At 31.2% G+C, this 20,365-nt stretch carries 21 protein-coding genes; 2 read left to right on the top strand and 19 right to left on the bottom strand.

Annotated elements, in window-relative coordinates; genetic code table 11:
* Positions 1-13 precede the first annotated feature (13 nt).
* The 7 genes from RBR53_07740 to RBR53_07710 all read right to left on the bottom strand — a co-directional run bounded on the left by RBR53_07740 (position 14) and on the right by RBR53_07710 (position 5,733).
* Positions 14-1,012, bottom strand: a complete 999-nt coding sequence (locus tag RBR53_07740; GenBank protein MDY0132545.1) for a response regulator — start codon at positions 1,010-1,012, stop codon at positions 14-16.
* A gap of 15 nt (positions 1,013-1,027) precedes the next feature.
* Complete coding sequence (locus RBR53_07735) at positions 1,028-2,002, bottom strand: hypothetical protein (GenBank protein ID MDY0132544.1); 975 nt, start codon at positions 2,000-2,002, stop codon at positions 1,028-1,030.
* 104 nt (positions 2,003-2,106) lie between these two features.
* Positions 2,107-3,327 (bottom strand): HAMP domain-containing protein, encoded by a 1,221-nt coding sequence (locus RBR53_07730; GenBank protein ID MDY0132543.1) that lies wholly within the window; start codon positions 3,325-3,327, stop codon positions 2,107-2,109.
* Between the two features lie 183 nt (positions 3,328-3,510).
* The gene (locus RBR53_07725) at positions 3,511-3,999 is read right to left on the bottom strand and encodes a hypothetical protein (protein ID MDY0132542.1); all 489 of its coding nucleotides are present in this window, start codon (positions 3,997-3,999) and stop codon (positions 3,511-3,513) included.
* Positions 4,000-4,016: 17 nt separating this feature from the next.
* The gene (locus RBR53_07720; protein ID MDY0132541.1) at positions 4,017-4,706 is read right to left on the bottom strand and encodes a hypothetical protein; all 690 of its coding nucleotides are present in this window, start codon (positions 4,704-4,706) and stop codon (positions 4,017-4,019) included.
* Complete coding sequence (locus RBR53_07715; protein ID MDY0132540.1) at positions 4,707-5,315, bottom strand: GTPase domain-containing protein; 609 nt, start codon at positions 5,313-5,315, stop codon at positions 4,707-4,709.
* A 25-nt stretch (positions 5,316-5,340) separates the two neighbouring features.
* A complete protein-coding gene (locus RBR53_07710; protein ID MDY0132539.1) occupies positions 5,341-5,733 on the bottom strand; it encodes a roadblock/LC7 domain-containing protein in 393 nt (130 codons plus the stop codon).
* A gap of 406 nt (positions 5,734-6,139) precedes the next feature.
* On the opposite strand from RBR53_07710, the gene RBR53_07705 reads away from it, so the two are divergent.
* A complete protein-coding gene (locus tag RBR53_07705) occupies positions 6,140-7,312 on the top strand; it encodes an ABC transporter substrate-binding protein (protein ID MDY0132538.1) in 1,173 nt (390 codons plus the stop codon).
* Between the two features lie 48 nt (positions 7,313-7,360).
* On the opposite strand, the gene RBR53_07700 is transcribed toward RBR53_07705, so the two are convergent.
* The 12 genes from RBR53_07700 to RBR53_07645 all read right to left on the bottom strand — a co-directional run bounded on the left by RBR53_07700 (position 7,361) and on the right by RBR53_07645 (position 19,148).
* A complete protein-coding gene (locus RBR53_07700; protein MDY0132537.1) occupies positions 7,361-8,563 on the bottom strand; it encodes a murein transglycosylase domain-containing protein in 1,203 nt (400 codons plus the stop codon).
* A gap of 16 nt (positions 8,564-8,579) precedes the next feature.
* Positions 8,580-10,616, bottom strand: coding sequence for an SUMF1/EgtB/PvdO family nonheme iron enzyme (locus RBR53_07695; protein ID MDY0132536.1), 2,037 nt, complete (start codon positions 10,614-10,616; stop codon positions 8,580-8,582).
* A 29-nt stretch (positions 10,617-10,645) separates the two neighbouring features.
* Positions 10,646-11,827 (bottom strand): hypothetical protein, encoded by a 1,182-nt coding sequence (locus RBR53_07690; protein ID MDY0132535.1) that lies wholly within the window; start codon positions 11,825-11,827, stop codon positions 10,646-10,648.
* A 62-nt stretch (positions 11,828-11,889) separates the two neighbouring features.
* Positions 11,890-13,155, bottom strand: a complete 1,266-nt coding sequence (locus RBR53_07685) for a hypothetical protein (GenBank protein ID MDY0132534.1) — start codon at positions 13,153-13,155, stop codon at positions 11,890-11,892.
* Positions 13,156-13,186: 31 nt separating this feature from the next.
* Positions 13,187-13,612: a hypothetical protein gene (locus RBR53_07680; protein MDY0132533.1), complete on the bottom strand. Its 426-nt coding sequence runs from the start codon at positions 13,610-13,612 to the stop codon at positions 13,187-13,189.
* Positions 13,613-13,715: 103 nt separating this feature from the next.
* Complete coding sequence (locus tag RBR53_07675) at positions 13,716-14,696, bottom strand: hypothetical protein (GenBank protein ID MDY0132532.1); 981 nt, start codon at positions 14,694-14,696, stop codon at positions 13,716-13,718.
* Positions 14,686-15,582 (bottom strand): phosphoribosylaminoimidazolesuccinocarboxamide synthase, encoded by an 897-nt coding sequence (locus RBR53_07670; protein ID MDY0132531.1) that lies wholly within the window; start codon positions 15,580-15,582, stop codon positions 14,686-14,688. The genes RBR53_07675 and RBR53_07670 overlap by 11 nt, the downstream gene beginning before the upstream one ends.
* Complete coding sequence (locus tag RBR53_07665; protein ID MDY0132530.1) at positions 15,551-16,111, bottom strand: metallophosphoesterase; 561 nt, start codon at positions 16,109-16,111, stop codon at positions 15,551-15,553. Before RBR53_07665 ends, RBR53_07670 begins: the two co-directional genes overlap by 32 nt.
* 8 nt (positions 16,112-16,119) lie before the next feature.
* Positions 16,120-16,467, bottom strand: coding sequence for a PilZ domain-containing protein (locus RBR53_07660; GenBank protein MDY0132529.1), 348 nt, complete (start codon positions 16,465-16,467; stop codon positions 16,120-16,122).
* A 17-nt stretch (positions 16,468-16,484) separates the two neighbouring features.
* The gene (locus RBR53_07655; protein MDY0132528.1) at positions 16,485-17,627 is read right to left on the bottom strand and encodes a DUF4388 domain-containing protein; all 1,143 of its coding nucleotides are present in this window, start codon (positions 17,625-17,627) and stop codon (positions 16,485-16,487) included.
* Between the two features lie 5 nt (positions 17,628-17,632).
* The gene (locus RBR53_07650; GenBank protein ID MDY0132527.1) at positions 17,633-18,247 is read right to left on the bottom strand and encodes an ADP-ribosylation factor-like protein; all 615 of its coding nucleotides are present in this window, start codon (positions 18,245-18,247) and stop codon (positions 17,633-17,635) included.
* Positions 18,248-18,260: 13 nt separating this feature from the next.
* On the bottom strand, positions 18,261-19,148 hold the full coding sequence (locus RBR53_07645) for a hypothetical protein (protein ID MDY0132526.1): 888 nt from the start codon (positions 19,146-19,148) through the stop codon (positions 18,261-18,263).
* A 155-nt stretch (positions 19,149-19,303) separates the two neighbouring features.
* On the opposite strand from RBR53_07645, the gene mdh reads away from it, so the two are divergent.
* Complete coding sequence (gene mdh / locus RBR53_07640; protein MDY0132525.1) at positions 19,304-20,230, top strand: malate dehydrogenase; 927 nt, start codon at positions 19,304-19,306, stop codon at positions 20,228-20,230.
* The last annotated feature ends 135 nt before the right edge of the window (positions 20,231-20,365 follow it).

Raw genomic sequence — 20,365 nt, 5'->3', positions numbered from 1 at the left:
ATTCAATTTTAAATCAATCCATAAGTATTTTGTAAATTTTTTCTCTATCGCATTTTGAACTTACAGACAAAACAGTATTTTCTTTATCAGGAACTATAATAAAATTGGTCGAATCAACTTTACTAACATAGCAGGCTTTAAGATCTTCTTTTTTAAAAACCAAACCCAGCATAGATGAGCTTTTGATAAACTCAGACCAGGAAGAATCTTGATAAACATCTAAAACACCGGTTTTATCTGGCAAATTATCTTCAATGTATTTTTTTAAAGAATCAACAGGAGATAATTTTTGAGGTTCTCTGGAATCTTTGTTTTTTGCTGAGCTTTTTTTGACCTCTTTTTCATCTTTAAGTCTCATGGCTTCAAGAAGAAGAGCCTGAAGTTCAGAATTTATCTTTTTCTTTTTTATTCTGCAGTTGTTTTCTATATAAAGAGTGACATTCTGCCAGCTAAATATTTTATAAGCAGCCTCAAGCCCTTTTAAATTCCCTATTCTGGCAAAATATATTTCCCCTTCTTTGAAACAAAGAACTCCCTCTTTACCATCAGATTCCCTTTTGATTCTTATGGTGCAGGTTTTTTGTTCCATTTCAACAAGTTGAGCAAACATTTCAAGTGAAGCAGACCTTAAAATTCCTCCATTGGATTTCTCTTCTTTCAAGTCTTTGATTTTAGAGATCAGCTCGTCAAAATTAACAGGTTTAACAAAATAAGCTGAAGCCCCTTTTTCCATTAAAATTTCTCTTGATTTAGGCTTTCCAAAGGCAGTGATTATTATTAATGGTATATCTGGATAGTTTAGGTTGAGAAATTCTAAAAGGCTATATCCGTCCATTTTAGGCATCTGCAGAGCTGAAATTATAATATCAATTTTTGTTTTTTTGAGCTGATTAACTGCTAAAGCTCCGTCTTTGACAAATATGGGGTTAAATTGTTTCGTTCCAGATTCAAACTTTTTTGCAATCATCTTCATAAAAGTTATATCATGATCAACTACAAGAATGTTTTTCATAAATCCCCGGTTTATCTAATTGAAACTCAATTTATATTTTTTAATAAATTTTTGATTTTTCTTTGACCAATTTGTATAAAGATCTTCCATTTTATTAAGATGTTCTGTTTCCAGGGCAATTTCTATAATACATTTAAAAATGCCTTCAACAAACTTAGTCTCATCAGCAATTCCTGTAAATTGAATTTTACCATCAGAATAAAGAAATTCAGCTGCAAAAGGATCAAGAAAATCATACTCATCTACATATTCAATAAATTTCTTTTTAAGCATAGGAAGAAACTCAGACTTTATTTTTTTATTATTTGAAATAAAATTATCAAAAATAAAAATAAACTCACCCATTGTTTCAATGGTTTGTTTGCTAGGTAACCTTGGATTAAGTTTTGAGTTTTTTGAAAACCCAGAATTTTTTATATAAATATCTGTTTTAGCCTGATTTTTATCAATAATTTTTGAAATATCCTTTATGAACCTTTTATTCTCTTTTAAATCTTTAACAAAAATTTCACCATTTACTAAGTATCCTGCAATTTTTCCATAAGCAAAAAAAACACCATAAATATTTTTTTCACTTTTTGTTATAAAATAACCGGTTCCTTGTAGATTAATAAATTCCTGAAGTTTTTTATTAAAAGTTTTTGAATTAAACTCAACATTTAAACTCACAGGAAAAGACATTGTAATTTCTGACCAAAGATAAACTTCATCTGGCTTTAGGTAATAAATATAGATTTCATAATTGTTTTTTTCACAATTTTTCATGATTAAAGACAAAGCTTCATTATCAAAAATGAGTTCATCTTTTTTTTTAAAAAATGACTTTAAATAGTGATCTGATTCGAAAAACACAGCACCTTCACTTATAGAACCCTTAAAATAAATTACTCCATTACCTATTTCGCCTTGAAAATGCTCAATAAGCTTATCAGTTTTTATATAATAAGTATTAAGGCCTTTTAAGATAGGATTTGAATCGGGAAAATACATAATCAATCCTTGGTGTAGATAAAAATGATGTTTGAAGTTCTATTCTAAGAAAACTGTCTGCCCAATGCCTGAAAGTTTAAGTTCAGGCATTGTAAATTTGCTCTTTACTTTCTTTTTCTCAGTCTTTCAATGGACAGCCTAAGACTATCCTGCATTCTTGAAATTGCATCTGCAAGACTTCCGATTTCATCTTTAGCTTTAATTTCAATTTTAACATCAAGCTCTCCAACACTTATCCTGTCAGCAGTTTCAGTAAGATATTTTATATTTTTAGTGATTCTATATCCATAAATCAAAATTGCCATGCTTATGATCAAAAGAGTTGTTATCAAAATAAGAATATTTATATTTCTTGTTTGCAGGGTTAAAAGCTTAGCTTCGCTTTCTAAATCCCTGATAGGCTTTGTAAATTCATCAATGGGTGCTGTGGCAAGAATTACATATTTTGTATGCTTTACATGAACAGCAACAAGGAATTTTTCTTTAATCTCCCCGCTTACTTCTTTCCACTTGTAATAATCAGCAACTTCTTCTCCCCTTATTAAAGGTTTTAAATTTTCAGCAAGTTTATCAAATTCTAAACCCAGCTCATTTTTAAGCGTTTTAAACAAAGGAACTCCAACTATTGATGGGTTAGGATGCCCCCAAATTCTAAATCCATCTAAATCCTCCGTTGGTAAAGTCCTTTCTGCAAGTAAAGTGTATCCAGTCTTTCCGATTTTTTGAACAATAATTTTTTTAAATTCTGTTTCATAGTTAAAGTCTGATTTTCTAAGTTCAGGATGGCTTAAAAGATAAATTTGACATTGCAAAGCAACGTCTCTTGCTTTTTCAGCAATTCTTTGCTCTGCAAACTCTTTAACAACAGCAGTACCTTTGTCAGTGATATTTTCAGAAAGTCTGTTAAGCTGAAATTGTGAAAATATTCCAGATGCTGCCATAAGAAAAATAGGAATAACCAGAAAAAGAAAAAACATTTTTGCCCTAAGACCAAGTCCTTTTCTTTCATTTCCTCTGATTTTTTGTTTTTTTAGTTTGCTATCTTCAACTAAAGTTTTATTTTGAGGTTCTTTAAAACTTTCAGTTTTCTCTTCATCAAAAGAATCAAAGCTATTCTCTTGAGTTCCATTGTCTGAATTTGATATCTCTTCTAAAATATTAAAATCTTTTTCAGGTACTAAGTTTTCAATATCTTCCTTTGAGATCTGAATTATATGACCGCAAATACGGCACTTTGTTCTTGCAAAGTCACCTTTTAGCTGTTTTTCCAGTTTTTCTTTATCAATATGATAAATTTTTCCACATTCTTCGCATATAAGGGCCATAATCAGGACTCCTGAAATTTAGTGATTATTATTGATTTGGTATTTATCTGAACATCAAAGTTTTTCAACCAAAACTGCCTGGCTGCAGACTTTTTAAGAAATAAGTATCTGGTTTTTTACTCCCAATTTCCCGGGGTTTGATTTTATCAATTTCAATCAACAAAGCAATGGTTTCAAATCTGTTTACACCATTTTAATCTCTTTTAGTTTTTCTATCATAGCTTTTTGGAACTTAATTTTCTTATCTTTCCTTGGAATTTCCCTGGACAAAATATTTATAAGTTCAGGAATTCTTTTTAAAGTAAAATTTTCCTTAGTTTCGCCCATCTCATTTATTGTATCATCAAGGATAAAGTTGGCAATTGGTCCTACAGCTTCAAGAAAGCTGATTAAAATAAATTGAATAAGTAAACCCAAATCAATTAAAGGAGGCTTTGAAACTATATCTTTTAATTTGAAATCAATAAGGTTCAAATAATGAAGATTTAAAATTAAAGATAAAAGCTTGTCTTTGTTGTTTTTAAACTGAGCAGAAATTTCAGGCAAATTATTATTCTCAATTAAGATTAACAATAATTCAAGTTCTTCCCCAGAACAGGTAAACTTGGTTATCTTAGTAAAATCTTTAATGTTTATTGATTTAATTTCATCCAGGCTGCCAATATCCACCATTTATAAATCCTGAAAAATTATTTTTTTAAAGTTTCAATTATTTCTTTTTTTACTATTTCAAGCTCTTCTTTAATTGTTGTCTTCAAAACTTCAGAAAGTCTTAAAATTAAAGCTTCAGAAATATTTCCTGTTCCAAGGTTGCTGTCTGATGATTTTTTTGAAGGTTTTCTTGATTTTTTAAGACTTACTTTTTCTTTAAATTTTGTATATTTATTGTATTCTTTGTAAAATATATCTTTTTTTTGAACTTCAGTTAAATCTGAATTAAGAAAAATATTTTCAAGGCTTTTATGAATTGACTGCATCATTAAAACTGACTCAGGATGTGCTTCCCCAAGATGTTTTTTAATATATCTTCCTAGATTTTCGAGTATTCGATAAAAATAACCACAATATTTGTCTTCCCCATAACTTGATTTAAGATTATTAATTTCAGAAGTGTAGTTATCTATGAGCTCATCAGTGATTTCCCAGTCCAGGGATAAAAGAATTGCATTTAAATTATCCAGAAGAGAGACATTGGATTTTTTATTTAACTTAGCAGTTTCTGTATTTAAACTTTCATCCACTCGAAGTTCTGGTTTTACCGGATTTCTGATTAATGACTCAGGCTCAACTTCGTTTTCATCAAAAAGAGTATCTTCATCAAAAAGATTTTCAAGTTTAGTGTCAAGCTCCTGAGTGAGATTATCTTTTTTAGAGTTCAACTAGGCCTCCAGTTTTTTCTTTAATGAAGAGATTGTAAGAGAAATTATTTTTTTCATTGTTAATGCCACATTTTCCCCTGATATTGCACTGGCACCTAAGTAAGGAGCTTTTATAACTTTATTAAGATCATTATTCATTGTTTCAATATCTAAAAGCTCAATACCCTGCTCCCCAAGATCTCTTTTATTAAATTGCATAACAAGGGGAATTTTCCTTATATCTTTATTAAATGACAATAAATTTTCATGTAGATTTTTTAGTGAGCGCATATTCATATCTCTTCTCAAAGCCATTGAATCAGCTACAAAAACAATCCCATCTACCCCTCTTAAAACAAGTTTTCGGGTAGCATTATATTTAACCTGACCTGGAACTGTATAAAACTGAACCTTAATATTATGCCCTGAAATAGTACCTATATCTAAAGGTAAAAAGTCAAAAAAAAGAGTTCTGTCTCCATAAGTTTTTATGGTGACCATTTCATTTTGGATTCTTTTTTTAAATTTATTGTTTATGAATTCAAGATTTGTAGTTTTACCACACCTTCCTGGTCCGTAATAAACTATTTTAACCTGCACTTCTTTTTTCTTAGGATTTATTAAAGCCAATTTAGTTCCTCCGGGTAAAATTAAATTAAAACAAAGATTTTATTTTTTTCACAGCTTCACTTACCTTAAGCCTGAGAAAACCCAAAGAAACTGACTTCTCAAATATTGTAAGCAAGAGCATGTCCTGAGTGACCTTGCTAAAATGTATGCTTTCAATCTCTCCTTTATGGAATAAAAGGGAAAATTCCTGTTCTCCAATAAGATTTGCCATTGCACTTACTGCCCCGAAGTTTCCTGCTGCAAGAGCTGCCAGGGAATAAACATCATGGTTTGTTTTACCATTATCAAGATTGACAATGACATTGCCGGCAAGATCAAGGAGAATGACATTTGTAACCCCTAATTCAATCAACTCTTCATTCAAAACCTTTTCAATCTGATCTATTTGGTTTTTTCCTAGGTCCAAAGTGAATTCCATGAAATCTGTCCTTAAGGTAAATGTGTTTTATATTTTTCCAACAAATCAAAACTTTCCGATCAAATATAAGCACCAATTTTTATAACCCATTTAATATCATTGTTCAAGACAATGATTGTAGTTGTTCATTATGGATTCCATTGTCAGCTAATTTAGCCATTACTTATAAAATTTTAAAAAAGGCTAACCTTTAGGTTGACCATTTTTAAAACTTTATTTTATATAAGGTTAATTGAATCGAGACATTGCTAAATCAAGTTCTTTATCAAATAATAACTGAGATTAAAAAATGTAAGCTTTTTCTGCCAATGGCCGAAGAGATGATTGAGTTTAACCCCTAAACCAGCAAAGCTATTGTCTAAGTTAAATAACTTTATTTTGAGTTACAGACAAATTAAGGATTAAAATGAGAAACAATTTATTCAAAAAAACTTTATTGGTTCTTTTCCCGCTTATCTTAAGTTTTAGCATAACACCAAAAATTTTTGCAGAAACAATAAAAATAGGACAATCTTTACCTTTAACTGGTGAAATGGAAAAATCAGCACAGGAATTTCAAAAAGGCAGTCTTTCCTGGATTAACTATATTAATTCAAGGGGAGGTATAAACGGAAAACAAATAGAATTGATAACAAAAGATGATAAAGGTAATTCAGAAACAGCCTTAAAAATAACTGAAAACTTTATTCTTGACGATATTTTGGTTCTTTATGGTTATCTGGGTTATGATTCAGCTATGAAGAGCTATGAGCTTTCCAAAAAAAACAAGCTTGCCTTTTTTGGAGCCGCAACCGGTTCAACTGAACTCCATGAGTTTTCTGAGCCAAACGCTTTTTTTACCCGTCCAGATTATGGAAGAGAAACAGCTAGTATGGTTGATCTTCTTATTGAAAATAAAAAAAATAAAATCTCTTTTTTTTATTCAGACAGCAATTGGGCAGAAAGTTTTTATAAAGGTGCCAAATGGAGCTTTGAAGAAAAAAATCTTAAAATTTTTTCATCAGCATCAGTACAAACAAAAAATCCAGACTTTAAATTTGCAGCAAAAAAAATAAACTCTGGATTTCCAGATGCTGTAATTATAGCCTCGGAAGCTGAAATTGCGGCTTTATTCATTAAAGAACTTAGAAAACTTAACCCCTCCATAATTATAATGGCAGCTTCTGAAGTTGATGGGTCAAAGCTTTCAGGACTTCTTATGAATCAAGGAATTGGGGTTATTGTAAGTCAGGTTGTTCCTTTTCCCTTCCAAACAAGATATCAAATCACCAATCTTTACAAAAGATTATCTTCCAGATTTTATCCTGAAGAAACTGCTTCATTCAAGGGATTTGAAGGCTTTATCTCTGCAAGAGCACTGACTACAATTCTTTCAGACTGCGAAGAACCAATTACAAGAGAAGGCTTTATTAAAAAAGCCCATGAAATGCCTTCAGTAAATCTTGGAGGTTTTGTATTTGACTTTAAAGAAAACAAAGCCACAGGTTCTGTTAAAACTTATTTTACCCAGATTGGACCAGGGGGATTCCTTTCACCCATAATTTCACTTAAAGATGTTTACAAATATTCTCCATTATAATGAATAATTTAAAAGAAATTTGATCTATATCAGGAATAAAATAAATTTTTAATTTATTTTATATTTTGGCATCCTAGTTTTAACTCTTTCAATATAGTTTCTAGTTTCTTTGTAAGGGAGATTGGCATAAAGATAATCGTAAACTTCATCGGGCGACATCCCGTTGATTTTTTTAAAAGCAGTTAGTTTCCACAGCTGTCTTGTACCAAATTTTGTTTCAGAGTATTCTCCGACAAATGTTTGAAACAAATTGCCTATTCCAGTATTATATGCAGCAACAACACACCAAAGTCTTGAGTCCATATTTTCAACTTCATCAAGATACCTGTTAAACAAAATATAAAGATAGGCTGAGCCAAGCTCAATATTGTTTTTTGGTTGATAAAGAAATTTATCACTTGGTGCCAGATCTTTTTTATAAATAAACCGAAACGAATCTCTTCCAGCAGTCGTAGGTACAAGCTGCATAAGCCCAAAAGCAGGTATAGGAGATTTTGCCAGGGGATTAAAAGAACTCTCAGTTTCCATAATTGCAAAAATAAGTTCAAGATCTATATTTCTTTTTTCAGCTTCAGGAATAACAAAATCAATATATCTAAGAGCTCTTTTTTTTATGTGATCTTCAGCAAGGGGAAAATCTATTGAAACAATAGTTTTTTCATTGTTTTCATCATCTTTTATTGTAATTGATTCAAATTTATTTTGTTCCAGAACCTCCAAAGCAAACAGCTCTGCATTCTCTAAGTCAACAGGATTGCCATTTTTATCCTTGATTTGATCTTTAAGAAGACAATCAGAATTATCATTTTGAATTGTATCTGGAGATTTTGATATTTCAGTTATTGATCTGGTATCAGGCTTTTGAATTATAGCGTTTTTAAGCGACTCTTTTAATTTGCTCTTTATATTTTTGTCATTTTTTTGATCAGAAGATAAAACAATTTCAATTTTAACCCTGCCCTCTTCAAAATCTATTATATTTCTTTCCCTTAATTTATTAAAATAACTTACATATTGCTTTTTATCAGAAACAACAGAATTTTTTTCTCCCCATACCTTAGCAACTTTTGTTTTATATTCTTTAAAAGCTTCCTCAATCTCTTTTTTATATTTATCAAAATCTTTTTCAACACCTTTAGAATAAGTTTTGAAATCTGAAGTTGAAAGTTTTTTAAATTCATCAAAAGATTTAGAAAATAAATTTGAAGCCGGTAATAAGAATAAAAGTAAAATTATAAGTTTTTTTTTCATTATTTCTATTCCTGATTTATGGGTGAAGAACCAATCTGAACCCTAGATTGTTTTTAGAGGTATTTTGCTTTTCAGTAAATCTATTACCTGCCCTGCAATTATTTATATCAGTTTCCCATCCACAGCCCCTTACCACTTTAAATTTACCTGTGGCCGGCCCTGAGGGATTAACAACTTTTCCTTTTGGATATTCAGAGTAAAAATCAAGACACCACTCCATTACATTTCCGTGAATATCATAAAGTCCAAATTTATTTGGAAGAAGTTTTCCGGTTTCAATTGTTCTGTTTCTGTTTTTACCTTCAGGACAATTCCCTCTTTTTGAATTTGCTGCAAAATTAGCCTGGGTATCCAAAAGACAATTTCCATAGGCAAAGGTTGATTGGCTCCCGCCTCGGCAACTATATTCCCACTGAGCTTCTGTTGGAAGTGAATAATTTAAGTTTTCTTTTTGAGAAACCCATTTGGCAAATTCAGCAGCGTCGTTATAGCTGACACAGGTTACAGGCTCTTTGTCCGTTTGATCAAATCCAGGATTTTTCCATGAATATTTCCAGCTTTTATCCCATTTATATCCGATCCAAACCAAAGCTCCGCCCTCTTTTTCAGAATCTGTTTTATAATTTGTTTCTTCAATAAATTTTTTCCAATCCCCTAGACTGACTTCCTTTTCCATTATAAAAAAATCTTTTGAGATTTTAACCTCAAAAATATTTTCATCTGGATCTCTTCTAAGTTCATTGTCTGGAGTACCCATTTGAAACTCGCCCTTTGTTATTCTTACAAATTTTTGGGAAATGGAATTTGTAAAATTCATTAAAGGAGAAAGTTTTTCATCAATTTCAAGATTTTGTCCTTCCAAAATTTCAACTTTTATACTTTTTTCCAAATAAAAAGGAGAAGACAAAACAAGCTCATATTTACCTGGATCAAGTTTTATTTTGTTTTTGTATTTAATCTCCTTGTTTTTAAATTTAATTGAGCCTGTATCTGGAATTAGGTTGATACTAAGGCTTCCTTTTTCAGGTATAAGTTTATCAAGAAAAAACTCTAGTTTTTTGTCTCTGTTTTCATCAATTTTTAAATTTTCAATCTTTTCCTTATAACCTTTCTTAGATAATTTTAAATTGTATGAGCCAGGTTGAAGAATAAGGTTTTCAACAGGAGTTTTACCTTTGAATTTATTATCTATAAAAAGACTTGCCTCACCTGGATTTGTGAAAATATTTATAACTGAAGGTTTTTTCTCCTGAGATTTGATTTTCTCTTTTTTTAAAGGAACCTGATCCTTTTGATTTTTATAAGAGAAATTGGCAAATTTGATTTCTCCTTTTTGTACAGGAGAAATACCAAGAACTTTTAATTCAAGCTTAAGCCCCTGGGCAGATGAATTTTTACTTGCAGTTTCTGATAAAGAACGCACAGAAACTTCTTTTGTATCTGAATCTTTTAAAGCTTGAATCAAAGAATAACCAAAGATGCTGAACTCCGGGGAAATAGAAGAAGCTGATTGATTTCCAGATGAATTTAAAATCAATTTAATTCCAAGTCCTGAGTCTGAATAAGAGTTACCATATCTATACGAAGGATAGTTTTGAGGAAGAGATGAATTTGTTGCAATTAAAGTATTTGATTTTATTTTTTTTAAAATTTCTGAAGCTTTTGAATAATCAATATATGATAAGGTATCTCCATAAAAAGCATCATAGGGAATCCACCATGAATCATTGCTAAAAGCATCATATTCGGTTTTACCGCTGAAATAAATAAAAAGAGTATCTTTTTTTGAAAGTGTTTTTGAATAATTATCAAGTTTATTCAAGATGTTTTTTTTAGTTGCTTTTTCTCCTGAATAAACTTTTGTTTTAAACCCATATTTTTTGTTTAAAACCTCCCCAAGTCCTTTGGCATCATTTGCTGCTGTCCCAGGTCCTTTGATCATGGAATCATGATAATTATCAACTCCAATTAAAAAAGCATGGTACTCCCCAGCACTGACTAAAGAGGAATAAATTAGAAAAAAAATAATTAAAAGATATTTACAGCTTTTCATAAACTTTCCCCCAGAACTAAAGAAAAATCCTATTGAATAAAATGAGGATTTTCATTTACTACACTTCTATTTTTTCCACCTGCAATTATTGAAAAATCGCCTTTTGCATTATTTTTTTCTCCGCCAGCCACAGTGGAATATATACCTGAGGCAGTATTTGAGCTGCCACCTATTGCTACTCCAAAATTACCGCTTACTTTGTTATTGTTTCCTCCTGCAGCCACAGAATAGGGTTTTGATACACTATTGTTTTTACCTGTAACCAAGCCTCCATAGGAGCTGGCTTTAACTGAAGTTCCTGCAACTATATTATGGGAGCCAGAAATATTACCTTTTTCATTATAGCCAACTATTAAATTACCTGTTGAATTTGAAGATTCGGTTTTACCCAGTCCATTAACAAGATGGATATTTACATTGTTAAAAAAAATCTCATTATCTTTTCTAACAACACCGCTTAAAATAAGATTTAGCTTTTCTATTTGTTTTTCCAGCTGGGCTATTCTTGACTGAAGCTGATTTACTATAGCTGAATCCACACTTGCTGATTTATCACCTTGTCTTAAACTTACAATCATAGCAATATCAGCTTTTTTAGATAAAGCTTCTTCAAGTTCAGAATCCCTTGTTATTGAATCATCAATAAATTTTTCATTGATAATTCCCTCCACTATATCATTGCCGCTATGTGTATGGTTTTTATCTGCTTTTAAATTGATTTTTTCTCGAAGTTTTATTTGTGAGTAAATTGGGTAAACATCTTTTATTCCATAATCTCTAAAATATTTACATAAAACATCATCAGTTATTGAATTAAAAGAGTTTATATTTGCACTGCCCCTCCAGATCAAATGTGGAACAGAACTATGTATTTCAATGCCTTCATCATTTTTAATTACCAAAAAACCAACAATTGCATCTTCTCCTGATTCATACTTTGATTTATATGCAATCATTGAGTATTTGTCACATAAATCAAAAACTTTTACAGGGTCTAAAAAACTTATTTTTCTTTTCTTTTTTTCTTCATTTTTTGAAACAACATCAAGTGCCTTATCAATTTCACTTAAAGCTTTTTCAAGCTGAGCTTCAGTTAAATCAAGAGCTTTTCCGATTTCAGAATTTGAATTTACAGGGATTGAAAATGAAGTTGATATGAAAATAAAACAAAAAATTAAACCGCCCATAAAAACTTTAATGAGCTTATTCATTAATCCACCTCCAGCAGCTTAAAAAAAATCCGCTGAAAAACTCAGCGGATTTATATGATTTTTTAGAAACTGAATGTTAATTTAGCAGCTCCAAGATACCAATCTTGTTCTGTCTGAAGCTTACCGTCAAAAGTATTTATTCCTTTCATCAAAATAGCAGCACCGTCCATTTTATGACCTTCAACTTTTAATACCCAGTTGTCTGAAAGATCAAATTTAAAGGAAAGACAAAGATCTTTTAGCCATGCATCATGATCTTTGTAACCAGCTGCTTTACTAGGATTAGAATCTATTGTATTCGACTTTCCGTCCTTATCATCTATATCAGCATAATATACTGAATAATAGGTCCCTATTTCCATCCAGTCTGTAAATCTATATGAAACAGCTCCATAATAACCTTCTGTTTCCAATTTATCATGAGAATTTCCAATTTTATCGGCTTCACTCCAGAAATCATAATAATTTCTTGAATATTCCCCTGAAATTATAAAATCCCCTATTTCATATTGAATTGAACCAGTCCATTGTCTTGATTTTGTTTCCATTTCCATTTCAAACTTAAGCGTCTCATCTGAAACGACAGTTGTCTCGCCCTTAAGTGTGAAATTTACCACCCATCCAGTTAAGGAAAACTTTAATCCATCAACAGGAGCTGACCAAACCAAACCAGTAGCTGCTCCATAATGAGAGGTTGAGTCTTTAATATCAAAATCCATCCCCTTAAGTTTTAATTGATCTTTTGTGGTAGTAACAACTCCTGAATCTACATCAAATTCACAAATCCCCCCCTGGAACTGATATGAAAAGTTTCCAGCTTTTCCAAGGTAGATATCACCATAAACTTCTCCACCTTGAATTGCTGCAACTGAATCTCTCCAGGCTTCATTATATACAGACTGGGGTAAAAAAATATTTGTTCTTAAAAAGTCAATATCTCTTGTTGTATTATGAAGTCCGTGGGGGAGCTTCATTTTACCTGCACGGATACCAAGCCAGTCTTTATACCTATAGTCACCATAGGCCCAGTCTATTTCAACTTCACCTTTTCCAAACTCACCAAGTTTTCTTGAAAAAATCTGAATACCTAAACGAAGATTATCACCTAAATCAGTACCAAGGTTAAATCCTACCTCAGAAAATTCTGCTGTTCCATCATCAGTTTCACCAAAAAAATTATTATGACTGGACTGCATATAACCCTGAGAAATAAAGCCATGAATTTCAACATTACTTCCCATTGAAATATCACCAAACTCAACTGCAGACACAGAAAAAGCTGTAAATACAATGCAAATTGCCAGCAAATATTTAATATATTTTTTCATTGCTTACCTCCTTAAAAAATTTCTTACAAAATTATTTCACACTGATAACTTTAACACTGTCTGTATTTGCACCAGATGAAACAAAGCCTATTGCTCCCTTTTTCTGGGATACATATTGAATTAAATCTTCATCTTTTTCATAAAAAGGAGGCATTGAGCCTTTTCCTGTAAAAACTTCTTTTTTCCAATATCTTACAAAGTTTGAAGAATTTTGTCCCAGATAATCCTGGGTAAATTCATCAAGTAATTCATTTTTTAAGAGACAAAAATAAACCCTGTCTCCATTTTCCCATCTTGACATTTTACCCAAAAAAATTCTTTGAAGCTGATCTTTTGATAAAGAACTTTCAGATACTCCTTTGTTTGCAATAATAAGAATGTCTGAAGCTAAAGCAAAAGTTGCTGACCCAAAGAACAAGGTAAAAGCCAATGAAAAACAAATAAAACTTTTTTTCATTTTCCTACCCTTCTTTCTTTAAAATTGTAAATAAATTTAATTAAACCCATGAAATCAAATTTTCGATTGTAAAAATATCTTTTAAAATCGGAATTAAAAAAGACTAAGTAAGATTGACAAACTTTTCTATATAGCCTTTTTTTATATTTTCACTCATCTTTTCACATAAATTAATATAAGTTTCAAGACTATTAAAGCTAAGTTCAACTTTGAAATCAATGTTTTCAAAGTTTTTAGGAGGAATTATTTTAGGATTTTTTTCAAATCCAGATTCTTTAGCAAGTAATTGAAATTTATCTTTCAATTTTATCATTTCAGGATATCTTTTTTCTGTCAAAAACTTAATAATAATGTTTAATTTCTGGGGTTTAGACAATTTCTCATCTAAAATAATTTGATTTATTCTATTTTGATTTATAATTTCAGAAATATCCTTATCTTCAATATGGGCCAGTTCTTCCAAAAGATTAAGAAGTTCTCTTTGTCTGTTTAGGTTGGGTGATAAGTTTTTAAAAAAGATCAAGATGCTTTTTATTTCATCTTCTTCATGATTTAGTAGATCAAATAAAAGGGGAAGAGCAATTACTCCTTTTAAAAAAGCATCTTGGATATAAAAAGGGGCTTTTGAAAAAGAAATGATTTTATTGATAAAGTCTTTATTTTTGCCAAACCAAAAATCTTTTTCAGCTTTAATATTAATTTTTGGAAAAATTTCATTTATTCCTGAAAGAATTTTATAAAGTTTTGATTTAGCGTAAAAGTTTAAAGATTCATCAAAATTTTCAATCTCTTTATCTAAAAACTTTAAATAAAATCCTTTTAAAAAAGAGTCAGCACTATAATCCATAACAAGACAGCTGCAATTTTTTTTCTCTGATTTTAGGACTGAAAGCAAACGTTTAAAACCATCTACCACAATAAACTTTTTTAAATTTTTATCTTCAATAAGAATAGGAGGAGATAAAACCCCTAGCTTTTCAATATTTAAAAAAAGATTATTAAAAGTTTTTGTTTCCACAGGAAAAAGCCTGAACAAACTATAGTTAAAGTCAATATCATTAATAGAGATATCTCTAAACTGCATATTTTTCACCTGCAATTTTTAAAAGGGCTTCTTTATATTTATCTGCAGTTTTATTTATAACATCATCAGGAAGATAAGGGGCTGGAGGAGTTTTGTCCCAATTTATTTTTTCAAGATAGTCTCTTACAAACTGCTTATCAAAACTTGGCTGGGAACCGCCTGGTAAATATTTTGATTTTGGCCAAAACCGTGAAGAATCAGGAGTTAAAACCTCGTCAATTAAAATTATTTCATTATCATAAATTCCAAACTCAAATTTAGTGTCTGCAATTATTATCCCTTTTGTAAGAGCATAATCAGAAGCTTTTTTATATATTTCAAGGGTAAGCTCTTTTAATCTTTTTGCATTTTCATTTCCTATAAGAGCTGCGGACTCTTCAAAGGAAATATTTACATCATGGGTGCCCACTTCTTCTTTTGTTGAAGGTGTATAAAGCACTTCAGGAAGTTTGTCTGATTCTTTTAAATTATCCGGCAATTTAATTTTACAAACTTCTTTGGTCTTTAAATATGACTTCCAGCCCGAACCTGAAATATAACCTCTTGCAACACATTCCACAGGAAAGGGCTTAGCTTTTTTTACAAGCATACTTCTGCCTTCAAGCTGAGCTTTGTATTTAAGGCACTCTTTTGGATAATCGTCTATATTTGCTGAAATAAGATGATTCGGCACAATGTCTTTTAAAAAATCAAACCAGAATAATGATAGTTGGGTTAAAATCTTTCCTTTTTCTGGCACAGGATTTGGTAAAATCACATCAAATGCAGAAATTCTGTCTGTTGCTACCATAAGAATTGAATCACCAAGGTCATAAAGATCCCTGACTTTGCCCTGGTTTACAAGATTCAAATCCTTAAAAAAAGTTTCCTTTATTGTGTCTGACATCTAAAACCTCTTTAATTGTAAATTTTTTTTGTGAAATCTTTGAAAGATCAATAATTTTAAAAACTGCTTTTTCATCTTCAATTTCAATAAGCCCTGCACTTCTTGAAGGGTCTTTGACTCTGTTATATGAAAAAGAACCTGGATTAAAAAAAATATTTTTGCCGATTTTATTTATTAAAGGTTTATGGGTATGTCCATATAAAAAAACATTGAAGTCTGGAAATTCATTTTGGAGTGAATTAAAAAAGTTTGAATAGTACCCGTTTCCATGAAGAATAAGAAAATTAACTCCTGAAACAGTTATTTTTTCAATAAAAGGATAAACATTTCTAACATTGGAACCATCCATATTACCAGAAACAGCTATTACTTTCTTATTTGAAAACCCATCAAGAACATTAAGAGAAACAAGATCTCCACAATGAATGATTTTTGATGCATTTTTAAAAACAATTTCATTTAAAAACTCAAGCTCTTTGTCAGCTTTGTACATATGGGTATCGGAAATAACACCGAGAATAGTTTTCATAATTTAATTTATTTCATTTGTTCAAATATAGTTATGTATTTTTTTATTGCTTCAGTTTTTTTAATTGAATCTATTATAAAAGAAAGGCCTGAATGATAAAGTCCTTCTTTATTTTTGGTGAAATGTACAAGTTTTGCCTCTAAATCAACAGTTTCATTATTAAGTCCAAGACTTAAAGAAATTAATTGATCATCAATAAGTTTTTCATGGGTTTCAAGAAGAATTCCGCCCTCACTTATATTGATAGTTTTTCCCATGCCCTGTTGTTTTAAAGTTTTATCAGGATAAAATATTGCAAAATATACAAGATTAGCTGATTCTGACCTATGGGGATATTTCCTTCTTTCCACTTTCATTTTCAACCTGCCTTAATTTATCTTTTGCATAATACCGTAAGTTTTGAAGCCAGTCTCAAAGTTGTGGTTGATAAGCTTGAGCCTGTAAACTCCGCCATTTTTTTTATGTTTTCAGACATTATTGAAAACTCTTTATTAAGCTCGTTTTTATCAAGAATTTCTATGGAAAAATCCTTGTCACCTTCAAGATAAAAACTATAATCATTTTTTGTTTCTACAAAAGGAAGTTCTCCAACAATTTCACCTTTTACAATTTTGCCAAGATCAAGAAATTTACCGGAACACTCTAAATAAAGCTGTGCTGTTCCAGACTTTACTATTCCCGGATTTCTATTTTTAAGCTTTTCAGGAATAATGTTTTTTAATTGTTCTTTGTTGGAAACCTCTCTTATTCCATTGGCGTAAATTCGGGCACAAACGTTTGTTATCTTTCTCAGTCTATTATCTATTGAGATAAAATATGCTTTCAGTAAATCAGAATATGTTGAATATTCTTTGGAAAGAGACTGGGCATCAAGCACTCCAAGCTGAACCGGTGAAATTGCTTTTACAGTGGCACTTCTTGGTCTGTCCCCCCTTGAAAATGAAGAAAGGCTTCCAATAAATCCGCCTCTGCCAAGCTGGACAATGGGAATGCTTTTTCCTGAAAAACTTTTGTTAATTTGAACAATCCCGTCAAGAATCACCCAAATCCAAGAACCGTACCTGCCTTCTTTTACAATCATTTCATCTTTTTCAAAATATTCTTCATCCACTATTTCACTATAATCAATAAACCTGCCCTTTAAGAAAGGAATATCTTCACCAAAGTCAGTGATATCTGATTTAGGTGATAATTTTCCTTCGTCAAGCAATCTTAAGCCTTCAAGTATCAGTCCTGTAAGATTGTTTTCTATGGATTTTTCAAAATCTGTACTATTTAATAAAAATTTAAAATAGCCTTTCTTCCATGAAAAAGGCAGAAAAAAGGCTGGCTCGCCTTTTAGTTCTTTTGTCTGTGCATGAACAACTTCGCCTTTTTCAAAAAAAATTTTTACTTTTAAGTCTTTATCATCAGTAATTTCAAGAATACCGCTTGAAGCAGTTGATCCAAGAAGCTGCAAAACATCTGCAAAAGATATAAAGCCAAGACTGCCAGATAATAAATTAGTTACGATCATACTTATCAACCAGCCCAATTAAGCTCTTTTTGAAGATTTTCAAGGGTGAGTTCAAGACACTTTTTTAAAGCTTGACCAACCCCGTCACCTCTGATTGCACTTCCTGGAAATGAGGGAACCTTAAGCTGCCTGTTTAAATCTTTTTCCATTGTTTCCACCTCAAGAAGAGGTAAACCCTGGTCAAGCAGATCTCGTTTATTATATTGAAGGACCAGGGGAACTTTAAAAATATTTCTATCGTATTCCTTAAGATTGTCGTGAAGATCCTGGAGGGATAAGATGTTATTTTTTCTCTGAACTTTTAAAGAATCAGCTACAAAAACTATCCCATCTGCTCCCTTTAAAACAAGCTTTCTTGTTGATGCATACTGGGGTTGACCCGGAACTGTAAAAAGTTGAACTTTTACCTCACAACCCCTTATTTTACCTAGACCTATAGGTAAAAAATCAAAGAACAAAGTTCGATCACCCTGGGTATCTATTGAAACCAGATCTCCGGTGATATTTTTTTTAAATGTTTTATGAATATATTCAAGATTGGTTGTTTTACCACCGCGCCCAGGCCCGTAAAAAACAATTTTACATTCAATTTCCCGAGTTTGAATATTAAATACAGCCATTTAACTAATTCCTTTAACTGGGGTTTTTAATTTCCAGATCCAAACACCAGTCACCTTTTTTAGGCCCGCTGCCTATCTGATGTTTTGATAAAATAATACCTGTGCTTTTAAAAACAGCTATTGGAGAATAAAAACACATATCTTTTAGCTTTACGCCTACATCAAGGCTATCAATAATTCCCTTTTCCTTGCTGGAGATAATCAGGCTGAGATGGTTTCCTGTTTGAAAACTTACATCGAGTTCAATGGGATCAGAGTCAAACCTTTCGCTTCCGCTGAACTTAATTCCCACAGAATCGATTTCCATTATTTCTGGTGAGCAGGAATCTTCTAAATATTCATTGGAATCTGAATCAGCTTCAACAAGAGCATTTGCTTTTGAAGATTCTATGAAATGAAGAACTTCTTTTTCAGAAAACAAAGATTTTTCTTTCCACTTATTTACTAGAGGAATTATATCTTCAATTTTTTCCATGGCCTCATAACATCTGATTATATTTCTCCCAGCATCTATTTTCAGCTTTCTATTTTCAAGAAAAGGGGTCATTTCTTTTATTGAATCACTGAATTGCCCAAACTTTGCAAGTGCAAGAGCTTCTTCAAATTTTTTATGCTCAGGATCATCTTCCGCATCAGAAAAAAGTTTTTTAATTATTTCTTTTTTAGAATCTGAAAGTTCAGTATTAACCCCTTCTCTTTCATAAAAACTAAGCTTTTGTTTTATTTCTACTGTTTTTTCATCAATCTTTTTTTTAATTTCCTCTTTATTTTTCAAACCTCTAATTTTAGAAACAAGCTTAAGAAGGGTTTTGTATTTCAAAAGAGATTCTTCATACATTCCCTGAGAATAATAAAGCAAGGCTTCTTTGTTGATTGAATATATTTTTTTCTTTAGAGTCATAAAATTATTAAACTCCATGCTTTGTGAAAGTTAAATAACAATTAATATATTTTCAATCTTAAAACAATAGCAAACCTTGCCAATTCATTCCATTTTATATAATGAGAGTTCATAAAATAAAAATATCTGTAAAATTAAACTTTAAGAGGGGAATAATGAATAGAAAAGTTACCATAGTCGGAGCAGGGAATGTGGGGGCTGCAGCGGCTCAAAGACTTGCGGAAAAACAATTATCCGATGTTGTGCTTGTTGATGTTAATGGAGAGATGCCAAAAGGAAAAGCTCTTGACCTCAGCCAGGCTGCTCCCATTGAATGCCATGATTCAAAAATAATGGGAACTTCGGATTATTCTTACACCAAAAACTCTGATGTTGTTATTATAACTGCTGGTATCCCAAGAAAACCTGGAATGAGCCGAGATGAACTGATTGAAACTAACTCAAAAATAATGAAGGAAGTTACTGAAAAAATTTCTGAAAATTCTCCTGATTCAACCCTGATTATTATAAGCAACCCACTTGATGCCATGTGCCAAATTGCTCTTAAAACAAGCGGTTTTAAAAAAACCAAGGTGATAGGAATGGCTGGAGTTCTGGACTCAGCAAGATTTAAGACATTTATTTCAATGGAGCTTGATGTTTCAGTTGAAAACATTGAAGCTTTTGTTCTAGGCGGGCATGGGGATACAATGGTTCCTCTTCCAAGATTTACAACCATAGCAGGAATTCCTGTAACAGAACTGATTGAACCAAAAAGGCTTGAAGAAATTGTAGAAAGAACAAGAACTGGAGGAGCTGAAATAGTAAGTCTTCTCAAAACAGGAAGTGCCTACTACGCCCCTGCTTCTTCTGCAGTTGAAATGACAAAGGCTATTTTATTTGACAAGAAAAAAATTATGCCCTGTGCCGCCTACCTTGAAGGTGAATATGGGATAAGCGGAATTTTTATGGGAGTTCCTGTAAAACTTGGGAAAAACGGAATAGAAGAAATCATTGAAATAAGACTTGAACCAGATGAAAAAAAAGCCCTTGAAAAATCAGCTTTAGCTATTAAAAACTTAATTGACAGCTTAAAAATTTAAGAAAACAAATTGTATAGGGTAGAATCAACCCCTATGCAATCTGAATCAATTTTGAAATTTCAAAAACCTCTAAACCTTGATTATTATTGATCAGCTGTTGATTTTTTTATATTGAGACTTGTTTTTTTTACAGAA

It is taken from the genome of Desulforegulaceae bacterium, from assembly GCA_034006035.1.
In the GTDB taxonomy this organism is placed as follows: domain Bacteria; phylum Desulfobacterota; class Desulfobacteria; order Desulfobacterales; family JACKCP01; genus JACKCP01.
This window is presented reverse-complemented; position numbering and strand designations above follow the sequence as displayed.

Bases quoted from the DNA above. Each gene is read 5' to 3' on its own strand.
- mdh (MDY0132525.1), top strand. From the start codon at position 19,304: ATGAATAGAAAAGTTACCATAGTCGGAGCAGGGAATGTGGGGGCTGCA.
- RBR53_07670 (MDY0132531.1), bottom strand. From the start codon at position 15,582: ATGTCAGACACAATAAAGGAAACTTTTTTTAAGGATTTGAATCTTGTA.
- RBR53_07700 (MDY0132537.1), bottom strand. From the start codon at position 8,563: ATGAAAAAAAAACTTATAATTTTACTTTTATTCTTATTACCGGCTTCA.
- RBR53_07725 (MDY0132542.1), bottom strand. From the start codon at position 3,999: ATGGTGGATATTGGCAGCCTGGATGAAATTAAATCAATAAACATTAAA.
- RBR53_07645 (MDY0132526.1), bottom strand. From the start codon at position 19,148: ATGACTCTAAAGAAAAAAATATATTCAATCAACAAAGAAGCCTTGCTT.
- RBR53_07705 (MDY0132538.1), top strand. From the start codon at position 6,140: ATGAGAAACAATTTATTCAAAAAAACTTTATTGGTTCTTTTCCCGCTT.
- RBR53_07695 (MDY0132536.1), bottom strand. From the start codon at position 10,616: ATGAAAAGCTGTAAATATCTTTTAATTATTTTTTTTCTAATTTATTCC.
- RBR53_07660 (MDY0132529.1), bottom strand. From the start codon at position 16,467: ATGAAAGTGGAAAGAAGGAAATATCCCCATAGGTCAGAATCAGCTAAT.
- RBR53_07675 (MDY0132532.1), bottom strand. From the start codon at position 14,696: ATGCAGTTTAGAGATATCTCTATTAATGATATTGACTTTAACTATAGT.
- RBR53_07735 (MDY0132544.1), bottom strand. From the start codon at position 2,002: ATGTATTTTCCCGATTCAAATCCTATCTTAAAAGGCCTTAATACTTAT.
- RBR53_07730 (MDY0132543.1), bottom strand. From the start codon at position 3,327: ATGGCCCTTATATGCGAAGAATGTGGAAAAATTTATCATATTGATAAA.
- RBR53_07680 (MDY0132533.1), bottom strand. From the start codon at position 13,612: ATGAAAAAAAGTTTTATTTGTTTTTCATTGGCTTTTACCTTGTTCTTT.
- RBR53_07690 (MDY0132535.1), bottom strand. From the start codon at position 11,827: ATGAATAAGCTCATTAAAGTTTTTATGGGCGGTTTAATTTTTTGTTTT.
- RBR53_07685 (MDY0132534.1), bottom strand. From the start codon at position 13,155: ATGAAAAAATATATTAAATATTTGCTGGCAATTTGCATTGTATTTACA.
- RBR53_07655 (MDY0132528.1), bottom strand. From the start codon at position 17,627: ATGATCGTAACTAATTTATTATCTGGCAGTCTTGGCTTTATATCTTTT.
- RBR53_07710 (MDY0132539.1), bottom strand. From the start codon at position 5,733: ATGGAATTCACTTTGGACCTAGGAAAAAACCAAATAGATCAGATTGAA.
- RBR53_07650 (MDY0132527.1), bottom strand. From the start codon at position 18,247: ATGGCTGTATTTAATATTCAAACTCGGGAAATTGAATGTAAAATTGTT.
- RBR53_07665 (MDY0132530.1), bottom strand. From the start codon at position 16,111: ATGAAAACTATTCTCGGTGTTATTTCCGATACCCATATGTACAAAGCT.
- RBR53_07740 (MDY0132545.1), bottom strand. From the start codon at position 1,012: ATGAAAAACATTCTTGTAGTTGATCATGATATAACTTTTATGAAGATG.